At 65.4% G+C, this 11,266-nt stretch carries 10 protein-coding genes; 9 read left to right on the top strand and 1 reads right to left on the bottom strand.

What is annotated here, in order from left to right; genetic code table 11:
• Positions 1–580 precede the first annotated feature (580 nt).
• The 4 genes from IVA96_RS02205 (at position 581) to IVA96_RS02190 (ending at position 3,343) form a co-directional block, all read left to right on the top strand.
• Entirely contained in the window at positions 581–1,198 is a 618-nt protein-coding gene (locus IVA96_RS02205) for a TetR/AcrR family transcriptional regulator (protein WP_346015485.1), read from the top strand.
• Between the two features lie 51 nt (positions 1,199–1,249).
• A complete protein-coding gene (locus IVA96_RS02200) occupies positions 1,250–2,443 on the top strand; it encodes an MFS transporter (RefSeq protein ID WP_247280332.1) in 1,194 nt (397 codons plus the stop codon).
• A gap of 138 nt (positions 2,444–2,581) precedes the next feature.
• Positions 2,582–3,001, top strand: coding sequence for a DUF4118 domain-containing protein (locus IVA96_RS02195; protein ID WP_247280333.1), 420 nt, complete (start codon positions 2,582–2,584; stop codon positions 2,999–3,001).
• Between the two features lie 132 nt (positions 3,002–3,133).
• Positions 3,134–3,343, top strand: coding sequence for a hypothetical protein (locus IVA96_RS02190; RefSeq protein ID WP_247280334.1), 210 nt, complete (start codon positions 3,134–3,136; stop codon positions 3,341–3,343).
• Positions 3,344–3,600: 257 nt separating this feature from the next.
• Here the strand turns inward: IVA96_RS02190 and IVA96_RS02185 are convergent, their stop codons facing one another.
• Entirely contained in the window at positions 3,601–4,578 is a 978-nt protein-coding gene (locus tag IVA96_RS02185) for a LysR family transcriptional regulator (protein WP_247279126.1), read from the bottom strand.
• A 118-nt stretch (positions 4,579–4,696) separates the two neighbouring features.
• On the opposite strand from IVA96_RS02185, the gene IVA96_RS02180 reads away from it, so the two are divergent.
• The 5 genes from IVA96_RS02180 to IVA96_RS02160 are packed head-to-tail and all read left to right on the top strand — an operon-like array spanning position 4,697 to position 11,257.
• Positions 4,697–5,734, top strand: coding sequence for a class 1 fructose-bisphosphatase (locus IVA96_RS02180; protein ID WP_247279127.1), 1,038 nt, complete (start codon positions 4,697–4,699; stop codon positions 5,732–5,734).
• Between the two features lie 12 nt (positions 5,735–5,746).
• A complete protein-coding gene (locus tag IVA96_RS02175; protein WP_247279128.1) occupies positions 5,747–6,622 on the top strand; it encodes a phosphoribulokinase in 876 nt (291 codons plus the stop codon).
• A 26-nt stretch (positions 6,623–6,648) separates the two neighbouring features.
• The gene (gene tkt / locus IVA96_RS02170; RefSeq protein ID WP_247279129.1) at positions 6,649–8,667 is read left to right on the top strand and encodes a transketolase; all 2,019 of its coding nucleotides are present in this window, start codon (positions 6,649–6,651) and stop codon (positions 8,665–8,667) included.
• A 12-nt stretch (positions 8,668–8,679) separates the two neighbouring features.
• On the top strand, positions 8,680–9,765 hold the full coding sequence (gene fba / locus IVA96_RS02165; protein ID WP_247279130.1) for a class II fructose-bisphosphate aldolase: 1,086 nt from the start codon (positions 8,680–8,682) through the stop codon (positions 9,763–9,765).
• Positions 9,766–9,796: 31 nt separating this feature from the next.
• Positions 9,797–11,257, top strand: coding sequence for a form I ribulose bisphosphate carboxylase large subunit (locus tag IVA96_RS02160; RefSeq protein WP_247415216.1), 1,461 nt, complete (start codon positions 9,797–9,799; stop codon positions 11,255–11,257).
• Positions 11,258–11,266 lie beyond the last annotated feature (9 nt).

Below are 11,266 nucleotides of genomic sequence, written 5' to 3'. Positions count from 1 at the left end.
ACTGCGCAGGGAAGGCCGTGTGTTGGGCTTCACCTGTATGCCGCTGTGCAGTTTTCTGCGTGTGCCTTTCGCACAGCGGACCGTGGGTGCCAGCCGGCATCCGGCCTTCCCTGCGCCCTCCCGGCTTTGAGGGTGGAGCGACGAAGCAAAGCTCGGGCGAAACGCGCCGCGAGAATGCGAAGGCGTGTCTGCGAGTAAACTGCGAGTTTGAAAACGACGTCGGTTCACCTTGCTCGGTCATTGCGAGCGCAGCGAAGCAATCCAGAGTCTTTCCGCGGCGGGATTCTGGATTGCTTCGCTGCGCTCGCAATGACGTGTGGAGAGATCATGCCTCACTCTCCTCTCGTGCCCCGGACGCAGCGCAGCGCCCTTTAGCGATGCGCTGCAGAGCCGGGGCCCATCTTTCCGCATTTTGCCGTGTCGCTTTCTGGGTGCCTGCTCTGCGCCGCAACGCTTGCGCGTTGCAGCTTGTCCGGGACGCGATCTCCTAAGTTTCCGCTATCCATCAGCCAACCTTTATCCATTCCCATTCACAACCAAGTGTCTTTATTCGGAAACAATCATTCCCTATTATCCCGCAATGCAAAAGGCTGCCCGCCGATCTCAGCCCACCCGTCCGCCCGGCCGTCCCCGGGAGTTCGACATGAATACCGCGCTCGACAGGGCCGTGCGCGTGTTTCGCGAGCGCGGTTATCATGCGACCTCGATCGGCGATCTCACCGCGGCGATGCGGCTGGCTACGGGGAGCGTCTACAAGGCGTTTCGCGACAAGCATGCCGTGTTTCTCGCCGCCTTCGAACGCTACACCACGCTGCGCCAGGAGCAGACGCGCAGCGCAGCGGCGTGCGGTGCAAACGGCCGCGAGCAAATCCGCAACGTGCTCTTGTCCTATGTCGAGCATTCCCAGGGCACCGAGGGGCAGCGCGGCTGCCTGGTCGTCGGCAGCGCGGTCGAACTGTCCGCGCTCGATCCCGTGGTCAGCGCCCGCGTCAATGCGCAGCTCAAAACGAACGAAAGCTTCATCGCCGGCCTCATTCGCCAGGGGCAGGCCGATGGGTCGATTCCCCGTCACGTCGATGCCAACGACACCGCGCGGCTGATGATCTGCATCACGCAAGGCATGCGCGTCGCCGGCAAGGCACGCCTGCCGCTCGACGGGACGCGCCTCGTCGCCGTCGCGATGAAACTGCTCGCCTGAATTTTTTGTCATAATAGGGAATAGTCATTCCCTATTCCTGGAGTCTAACGAATGACGATGAATGCCACGATCGAGACCGCGCCCGGACCGGATGCGGTGTCGCAGCGCCTGACCTTCGTGCTTGCCGCGGCCTGTGGCATGGTCGCCGCCAACATCTATTACGCCCAGCCGCTGATCGCGCCGATCAGCGCCGCGCTCGGCCTGTCGCATGCAGCTAGCGGGCTGATCGTCACCATGACGCAGATCGGCTACGGCATCGGGCTTCTCTTCATCGTACCGCTCGGCGACCTCGTCGAGAACCGCACGCTGATCTGCTCGGTCATCGCGCTTGGGGCGGCGGCCCTGCTCGCCGCGGCGTTCGCCACCCACGCGCTGCCGTTCCTGATCGCCGCGCTGTTCATCGGGCTCGGCTCGGTCGCGGTGCAGATCATCATTCCCTATGCCGCGCATCTGGCGCCCGAGGCCATCCGCGGCCGCGTCGTCGGCAATGTCTCGACCGGCCTGATGCTCGGCATCATGCTGGCGCGCCCGGTGTCGAGCTTCGTCACGGCGGCGCTGTCGTGGCACGCAGTGTTCTTCGGCTCGGCCGGGCTGATGATCGTGCTCGCAGCCGTGCTCTGGTTGACGCTGCCGCAGCGCAAGCCGGTGGCGCGCATGCACTATGGCGCGCTGCTGCTGTCGATGCCGCAGCTGGTGCGCACCACGCCGCTGCTGCGCCGCCGTGCGCTCTACCAGGCGAGTCTGTTCGGCTGCTTCACGCTGTTCTGGACGGTAGCGCCGCTCCAGCTCGCGAGCGCATTCGGCTTCACCCAGCGCGGCATCGCGCTGTTCGCGCTCGCAGGCGTTGCCGGCGTGTTCGCGGCCCCGATCGCAGGACGGCTCGCCGACCGCGGCCATAGCCGCCTCGCGACGCTGGTGGCGATGCTGCTCGCAGCCGCCGGATTCCTGATCACGCAGATCGGCGCGGCCGGATCGGTGCTGAACCTCGCCTGCCTGGTGGTGGCCGCGATCGCCATCGATATCGGCGTGCAGGGCAATGTCGTGCTCGGCTTCCGTGCCATTTTCGTGCTCGGGCACGAGCACCGCAGCCGCCTTAACGGGCTCTATATGGCGACGTTCTTCGCCGCAGGTGCTGCCGGCTCCGCGCTCGGCGCCTTCGCCTTCGCACAGGGCGGCTGGACCCTGGCATCGGCCATTGGCCTTGCCCTGCCCGTCGCTGGCCTGCTCTATGCGGCGACCGAATAGCCGCCGGCATGGCCGCAATTATGCGTTGCGGCCCATTTACCAACCCCGCGAGGCCGCAATTTCCGCCTCGCGGTCCGCTCGCCGCTGTAGTACTTTGGTCGCAAGCGGACCTGGTTAACAGGCGGCAGGGGGAGGCTGATGAGGCATACGGGACTGTTTGGCGTACCGCGGGTACGGCCATGGTCGTGGCAGGCGTTTCTGCTGGGGCTTGTCGTCGTGGCGATGTCGGCGGTGCTTCAGGGAATCTGTGTCGCGCTCGGCGCAAAACTCTATTTCGCTGCATTCCTGCCCGGCCTTTTCCTGCTCGGGCTTGTCGCGGGCGTGCCGGCGGCGGCGCTCGCCGCGCTGCTGACCATTCCGCTGGTATGGTGGGCGTTCATGCCGCCCTTTTTCGAGTTCAATTCGCTGACCAGCGCGAATGCCGATTCTATCAACCTGTTCTGCCTGCTGGCCGTGCTGGTGATCGGCCTCGCCGATCTCTGCCGCGAGACGATGGCGATCGTCAGCCGCGGCGGGCTGAAGCGCCCGGGCGAGAGCACGGCAACGAATCCGCAATAGATCGACTGTGCACGCGCGTTGCGCGCGCGCAACAGTTCGGCAACCATCCGCGAGCTTGCCGCGCGCCGCTAACTTTTCGAAAAAGATTTGGCCGCAATTTCTCCCGCGGGAATGACGAGGGAGTTTTCGGACATGAACGGCCAAATAACCGGTCACGCCATCTTGGAGAACGTGCGCCGCTACCGCGGCATCGCATCGCTCTACCGCCAGACCGCTGCATTCCGCCCGGGCCAGAGCTGGTCGTTGCTGGAGCAGGCGAGGGAGTGGGAAGCGCGGGCGCTACTGGAGCTGGAAGCCTATTTCGCGGCGCGCGCAGACTACGCCGTCCCGCTCGCGGCCTGATCGTCAACCATCGGCACGGCCCCGATCCAGCTTGCCGAAGGTGCGATCGTCGGATCGTGCACGGGACATCACGGTGCAATTACGGAGTTGTCTCGGCAAGCGCCTGTGCTAGCAACGGCTCAACGAGATTCTTCACGTCGGCCGGGGCACGCGATGACCACCTTCAACCGCATCTTCACGACGGAGCGTCTGCTCCAGATCATCGTGATCCTGGCCGCGACGATCGCGATGAAGCTGATGGGCTGAACTTCGGCGGCCTATCCCCCGCCGAGTTCGGGCACGTCGGGCAGATAGTTCGATCCCTCCGAACCCAGAAAATCGAACATCGCCTGCGCCGGCGGCAGCAGCACCTTGTCGCTGCGGCGGATCACGTACCATTGCCGCACGATCGGCAGGCCGGCGACGTCGAGCACGATCAGCCGGCCCTCGGCGAGCTCATGCGCCACGGTGTGCGCCGAGATGAAGGCGATGCCGAGCCCGGCGATCACCGCCTGCTTGATGGTCTCGTTGCTGCTCATCTCCATGCCGATGATCGGCTCGAGATCCGACTTCTGGAACATGCCTTCCATCAGCGTCCGCGTACCCGAGCCCGGTTCGCGGGTGAGGAAGGTCTCGTGCACGAGATCGGTCAGGTTGAGGCCGGAATCCTTCTCCAGCCAGTGCCCCTTCCGCGCGACGATGATGTGCGGATTGCGCCCGAGCTGACGGACGTCGACGGTGACGTCCGCCGGTGGCCGACCCATCACGGCGAAATCGAGGTCGTAGCCGTGCATGGCCTCGCGGATCTCCTCGCGATTGCCGATGGTGAGCTTGATCTCGATCTTGGGATAGCGCTTGGAGAACGCCGCGATCGCGTGCGGCACGAAGTACTTTGCGGTCGAGACCGCGCCGAGCTGCACCGTGCCGCCGGTCCGTCCCGCCAGCAGGTCGAGCGCGCCCTGGCAATCCACGATCGCGGCCTCGACCCGTTCGGCCAGCGCCAGCACCTCCTTGCCGGCCTCCGTCAGCAGCATGCCGTCACCGGTCCGCTGCACCAGCGGCAGGCCGGCGAGGTCCTGAAGCTGCCGAAGCTGCTGGGTCACGGCGGGCTGCGTCAGCCCGAGATGGCCGGACGCCGCCGTCACGCTGCCCTTGGCCGAAACCGCCGCAAGCGAGCGCAGCTGCCGGATCGTCAGATGCCGGAGCTGGGACGCCCCGTGGCCGGGGCCATTATAAGAAAATTCTTTTGAGCTCATTATGAATAGAAATTTTCCTTATTAAGCCGTCCCTGTCAATCTCATCGTGCTGGGACTGACCGCACCGACCTCCACGGGGAGGGAGATAGATGCGGCGCCAGCAAGGGGATGGACGCAGATGACCGGGCAACTGAGGTTGGACGACCACCTTCAACGGTACTCTGAGACCGCGCTGCATGCGCTCGCCGTGGCGGCCGCAGTCGACGCCATCGCGGCAGCGGCGATCGAGATCGCCGATCTCATCGCCTCCGGCGATCTCGCCGACGCCTCGGGCCTGACCACGGGCCGCAACAGCGACGGCGACCTCCAGCGCGATCTCGACGTTCAGGCCGATGCGATCCTGCGCCGCTGCCTCAGCAGGCTGCCGCTCGCTGCCCTGGCGTCGGAGGAGATGCGCGAGGCCCAGATTGTCGACCGTGACGGCCGCATCTGCGTCGCGATCGATCCGCTCGACGGCTCCTCCAACATCGACATCAACATGACCGTCGGCACGATCTTCTCGATCCTGCCGGCACCCGATGATCCCTCACTCGCCTTCCATCAGCGCGGCTCGGCCCAGCTTGCGGCGGGCTTCGCCACCTACGGCCCGCAGACCTCGCTGGTGCTGACGCTCGGCGACGGCGTCGATATCTTCACCCTCGATCGCAAGTCCGGCTGCTTCCGCCTCGCGCGCAGCGGCGTGCAGATCTCCGAGGCTTGCGACGAGTTCGCGATCAACGCGTCCAATCGCCGGCACTGGGATCCGCCAGTGCGCGCTTTCATCGACGAATGCCTCGCCGGTGTCGAAGGCCCCGCCAACCACGATTTCAACATGCGCTGGATCGGCTCGCTGGTCGCGGAAGCCTATCGCATCCTCACCCGCGGCGGTGTGTTCCTTTATCCCTCGGACGCGCGTCCCGGCTATGGCGACGGCCGCCTGCGCCTGACCTACGAAGCGCATCCGATCGCCATGATCATCGAGCAGGCCGGCGGCTCGGCCTCGACCGGGCGCGAGCGCATCCTCGAGCTGTCTGCGCAAAGCCTGCACCAGCGCGTGCCGCTGATCATGGGCTCGAGCAATGAGGTGCGGCGGGTCGAGGAATTGCATTGCGATCCGCTGCTGGTCGCCAGCGTCTCCGCGCCGCTGTTCGCGCGACGCGGATTCTTCCGGCTCTGAGCGAGGCGTCCCATGTCCAGGAAGCATCCCATTATCTCCATCACCGGCTCCTCCGGCGCCGGCACCACCTCGGTCAAGAAGACCTTCGAGCAGATATTCTTCCGCGAGAAAGTCAACGCCGTCTACATCGAGGGCGACGCGTTCCATCGCTACGACCGCGCCGAGATGCGCGCGCAGATGGCGAACGAGGCCGAGCGCGGCAACAAGCACTTCAGCCATTTCAGCCCCGAGACCAACCTGTTCGAGGAGCTGGAGCGCGCGTTCCGCGACTATGGCGAGACCGGCACGGCGGTAACGCGTCACTATGTCCACGATGCCGAGGAATCCGCGTTGCATGGCGCACCTCCCGGCACCTTCACCGATTGGGAGCGGCTACCGGAGAATTCGGACCTGCTATTCTACGAGGGCCTGCACGGCGCCGTCGTCACGGATAAGGTGAATGTCGCGCGCTATGCCGACCTCAAGATCGGCGTCGTGCCCGTGATCAATCTCGAATGGATCCAGAAGCTGCACCGCGATCGCAGCGCGCGCGGTTATTCGACCGAGGCCGTCACCGACACCATCCTGCGGCGCATGCCCGATTACATCCATTACATCTGCCCGCAATTCACCGAGACCGACATGAACTTCCAGCGCGTGCCGACGGTGGACACCTCTAATCCGTTCATCGCGCGCTGGATCCCGACGCCAGACGAATCGATGGTCGTGATCCGCTTCAAGAATCCGCGGGGCATCGACTTCCCCTACCTGCTGTCGATGTTGCCGCAAAGCTGGATGTCGCGCGCGAATTCGATCGTCTGCCCCGGCGCGAAACTCGATCTCGCGATGCAGCTGATCCTGACGCCGCTGATCATGCAGCTCATCGAACGCAAGCGAAACCTGAAGTGAAGCAACGACGATAACGGGAGGGCCCGATGAACATCTCGGTTCATGCCGAAGCCGACCTTACGGCAGTCACGCACAACGATCTCGCCAACGCCGTCCGCTTCCTCGCGGTCGACGCCATCGAGACCGCGCAGTCCGGCCATCCCGGCCTGCCCATGGGTATGGCCGACGTCGCGACGGTGCTGTTCTCACGCTTTCTCAAATTCGACTCGGCGCACCCGAACTGGCCCGACCGCGACCGCTTCGTGCTGTCGGCCGGGCACGGCTCGATGCTGCTCTATGCGCTGCTGCATTTGACCGGCGGTGATGTCAGCCTCGATGACATCAAGGCGTTCCGGCAATGGGGCTCGAAGACACCGGGCCATCCCGAATACGGCCACACTCCGGGCGTCGAGACCACGACTGGACCGCTCGGGCAGGGGATCGCGACGGCTGTCGGCATGGCGCTCGCCGAGCGCATGGCCAATGCGCGGCATGGCGATGGCCTCGTCGATCACTTCACCTATGTGATCGCCGGTGACGGCTGCCTGATGGAGGGTATCAGCCAGGAGGCGATTTCGCTCGCCGGCCATCTCCAGCTCGGCCGCTTGATCGTGCTGTTCGACGACAACGGAATCTCCATCGACGGGCCGACCTCGCTGGCAACCTCCGACGACCAGCTCGCGCGCTTCGCCGCCTCCGGCTGGTCGGTGCGCCGCGTTAACGGCCACGATCCCGAAGCCGTTGCGCAGGCGATTGCGCAAGAGCGTGAGACGACAAAACCGTCGCTGATCGCCTGCCGCACCATCATCGGCTATGGCGCGCCGGACCGCCAGGGCACTGAGAAGGCGCATGGTGCGCCGCTCGGAACCGAGCAGACGGCCGCTGCGCGCCGGATGCTGGGCTGGGATTATCAGCCCTTCGTGGTGCCACTTCCGATCCTGAAGGCGTGGCGGATGATCGGACAGCGCGGGCAGGTCGATCGTCTCGCCTGGCTCGATCGTTATGAACGTGCGACGCCCGAGCAGCGCGACCTGTTCATCGAGGGCAAGGCCGTCACCTTGCCCGGCGCCTATGCGCTGGCTGCGGCGACGTTGCGCGAGCGCTTCGCCAGCGAGCGCCCGAAGATCGCGACGCGCCAGGCCTCGCAACAGGTGCTCGAGGGCGTCGCCGGGACGATTCCCGGTTTCGTCGGCGGCTCGGCCGACCTGACGCATTCGAACCTGACGCACGCCAAGGTGCAGGCTCCCGTCACGCGTGGGACGTTCACTGGCGATTACATCCATTACGGCATTCGCGAGCACGGCATGGCCGCCGCGATGAATGGCCTCGCGCTGCATGGCGGCTTCATCCCCTACGGCGGTACCTTCCTCGCCTTCTCCGACTACAGCCGGCCGGCGATTCGCCTTGCGGCCCTGATGCGGCTGCGCGTCATCCATGTGATGACCCACGACTCCATCGGCCTCGGCGAGGACGGCCCGACGCACCAGCCGGTCGAGCATCTCGCCGCGCTGCGGGTGATTCCGAACCTTCTGGTGTTCCGTCCCGCCGACGCGGTGGAGACGCTGGAGGCCTGGGACTGCGCACTCAATTCCGAGAGCCGTCCGTCCGTGTTGTGCCTGTCGCGTCAGGCCTTGCCGACCTTCCGCAGCGATGCTCGCGGCAGAAACCGCGTCGCGCGCGGCGCCTATCTCGTCGTGTCGCCTGACGGCGGCCGCGACGTGACGTTGATCGCAACCGGCTCGGAAGTGTCGATCGCGCTGGAGGCGGCGCGCCTGCTCGCGACCGAGCACATCCGTGCCGCCGTCGTGTCCGCACCCTGCTTCGCACTGTTCGAGCAACAATCGGACGATTACCGCGCCACCGTGCTCGGCACTGCGCCGCGTGTCGGGATCGAGGCGGCCGTAGCGGGCGACTGGCCGCGCTGGATCGGCATGGACGGCGAGTTCGTCGGCATGCGCGGCTTCGGCGCCTCGGCGCCGGCGCCCGTACTGTACCGCGAGTTCGGCATCACACCGCAAAGCATTGCGGAAGCCGCCCGACGGGCGATCGCTCGCAAGCGACAATAAGGAGGATTCATCGTGGCTCGTATCACCCTTCGCCAACTGCTCGATCACGCCGCCAGCCACGGCTACGCGGTGCCGGCGTTCAACATCAACAACATGGAGCAGGGCATCGCGATCATGCAGGCGGCGGCAGAGGTCGACGCACCGGTCATCATCCAGGCCTCGCGCGGTGCGCGCAGCTACGCCGGCGATCTCATGCTCTCGCACATGATCGACGCGCTGGAGCGGACCTATCCGGACATCCCGCTCTGCATGCACCAGGACCACGGCAATGACGAAGCGACCTGCGCCTCCGCGATCGCCCACGGCTTCACTTCGGTGATGATGGACGGCTCACTGAAAGCCGACGCAAAGACTGCGGCCGAGTACGATTACAACGTCGCGATCACCCGCCGCGTCGTCGATCTCGCCCACTGGGTCGGCGCCTCCGTCGAAGGTGAGCTCGGCGTGCTCGGCTCGCTCGAGCATGGCGGCGGCGAGCAGGAGGACGGCCACGGCGTCGAGGGCAAGGTCAGCCACGACCAATTGCTGACCGATCCGGACCAAGCCGTCGACTTTGTCCGCGCGACGAAGGTCGATGCCCTGGCGATCGCGATGGGCACATCGCACGGCGCTTACAAGTTCAGCCGCAAGCCAGATGGTGACATCCTGGCGATGCGGGTGGTCGAGGAGATCCATCGCCGGTTGCCGAACACGCATCTCGTCATGCACGGCTCGTCGTCGGTGCCGCAGCCGCTGCAGGACATGTTCAATCAGTTCGGCGGCGAGATGCCGCAGACCTGGGGCGTGCCGGTCGAGGAGATCGTACGCGGCATCGGAAGCGGCGTGCGCAAGGTCAATATCGACACGGACTGCCGTCTCGCAATGACCGCGGTGTTCCGCAAGGTCGCCGCGCAGGCGCCCTCCGAATTCGACCCACGAAAGTTCCTCAAGCCGGCGATGGATGCAATGCGCGAGCTTTGCCGCGAGCGCTTCGAGCAGTTCGGCACGGCAGGCCACGCGAGCAAGATCAAGGTGGTTCCGATGAGCGAGATGGCGCGGCGCTATCGCGCCGGCGAACTTGATCCGCGCATTGGCGCCCGCGAACCGGTCGCAGCCTAGTCGTTCAGAGAGAGAAGAGCAGGAGAAAGTCATGAATGCACACGCAGGAACCGTCCGCGGCAAGGAAAGATATCGCTCGGGCGTGATGGAATATAAGCGCATGGGCTACTGGGAGCCCGACTACACGCCAAAGGACACCGACGTCATCGCGCTGTTTCGCGTGACGCCGCAGGAGGGCGTCGACCCGATCGAGGCGTCGGCTGCGGTCGCCGGTGAATCCTCGACCGCGACCTGGACCGTGGTGTGGACCGATCGGCTGACAGCCGCGGAGAAATATCGCGCGAAATGCTATCGCGTCGATCCGGTCCCGGGCTCGCCCGGCTCCTACTTCGCCTACATCGCCTATGACCTCGATCTGTTCGAGCCGGGCTCGATCGCCAACCTCTCGGCCTCGATTATCGGCAACGTGTTCGGCTTCAAGCCGCTGAAGGCGCTGCGGCTGGAGGACATGCGCTTCCCGGTCGCTTATGTGAAGACGTTCCAGGGACCGGCGACCGGCATCGTGGTCGAGCGCGAGCGGCTCGACAAGTTCGGCCGGCCGCTGCTCGGCGCGACCGTGAAGCCGAAGCTCGGGCTTTCGGGCCGCAATTACGGCCGCGTGGTCTACGAAGCGCTGAAGGGCGGGCTCGACTTCACCAAGGACGACGAGAACATCAACTCGCAGCCCTTCATGCACTGGCGCGACCGTTTCCTCTACTGCATGGAGGCGGTGAACCGTGCGCAGGCGGCCTCCGGCGAGGTCAAGGGCACCTACCTGAACGTCACCGCGGGCACGATGGAGGACATGTACGAGCGCGCCGAGTTCGCCAAAGAGCTCGGGTCGTGCATCGTCATGATCGACCTTGTGATCGGCTACACCGCGATTCAGTCGATGGCCAAGTGGGCGCGGCGCAACGACATGATCCTGCATCTGCATCGCGCCGGCCACTCGACCTATACGCGGCAGAAGAGCCACGGCGTGTCGTTCCGCGTCATCGCCAAATGGATGCGGCTTGCCGGTGTCGACCACATTCATGCCGGCACGGTGGTCGGCAAGCTCGAAGGCGACCCCAACACAACGCGCGGCTACTACGACGTCTGCCGCGAGGACTTCAATCCAACCAAGCTCGAGCACGGGCTGTTCTTCGACCAATCCTGGGCGAGCCTGAACAAGATGATGCCGGTGGCCTCCGGCGGCATCCATGCCGGGCAGATGCACCAGCTGCTCGATCTCTTGGGCGAGGACGTCGTGCTGCAATTCGGCGGCGGCACCATCGGCCATCCCATGGGCATTGCGGCCGGCGCGACCGCCAATCGCGTGGCGCTGGAAGCGATGATCCTCGCCCGCAACGAGGGCCGCGACTATGTCCACGAAGGGCCGGAGATCCTCGCCAAGGCGGCCGAGACCTGCACGCCGCTGAAGGCCGCGCTCGAAGTCTGGAAGGACGTCACCTTCAACTATCAATCCACCGATACGCCGGACTTCGTGCCGACGGCGCTGGAAACCGTTTGAGGAGATTCA

The sequence above is a fragment of the Bradyrhizobium sp. 159 genome (genome assembly GCF_023073795.1).
In the GTDB taxonomy this organism is placed as follows: Bacteria; Pseudomonadota; Alphaproteobacteria; order Rhizobiales; family Xanthobacteraceae; genus Bradyrhizobium.
This window is presented reverse-complemented; position numbering and strand designations above follow the sequence as displayed.

Coding starts and splice junctions, on each gene's coding strand:
- IVA96_RS02205 (WP_346015485.1), top strand. CDS start 581: ATGCAAAAGGCTGCCCGCCGATCTCAGCCCACCCGTCCGCCCGGCCGT.
- IVA96_RS02200 (WP_247280332.1), top strand. CDS start 1,250: ATGACGATGAATGCCACGATCGAGACCGCGCCCGGACCGGATGCGGTG.
- IVA96_RS02195 (WP_247280333.1), top strand. CDS start 2,582: ATGAGGCATACGGGACTGTTTGGCGTACCGCGGGTACGGCCATGGTCG.
- IVA96_RS02190 (WP_247280334.1), top strand. CDS start 3,134: ATGAACGGCCAAATAACCGGTCACGCCATCTTGGAGAACGTGCGCCGC.
- IVA96_RS02185 (WP_247279126.1), bottom strand. CDS start 4,578: ATGAGCTCAAAAGAATTTTCTTATAATGGCCCCGGCCACGGGGCGTCC.
- IVA96_RS02180 (WP_247279127.1), top strand. CDS start 4,697: ATGACCGGGCAACTGAGGTTGGACGACCACCTTCAACGGTACTCTGAG.
- IVA96_RS02175 (WP_247279128.1), top strand. CDS start 5,747: ATGTCCAGGAAGCATCCCATTATCTCCATCACCGGCTCCTCCGGCGCC.
- tkt (WP_247279129.1), top strand. CDS start 6,649: ATGAACATCTCGGTTCATGCCGAAGCCGACCTTACGGCAGTCACGCAC.
- IVA96_RS02160 (WP_247415216.1), top strand. CDS start 9,797: ATGAATGCACACGCAGGAACCGTCCGCGGCAAGGAAAGATATCGCTCG.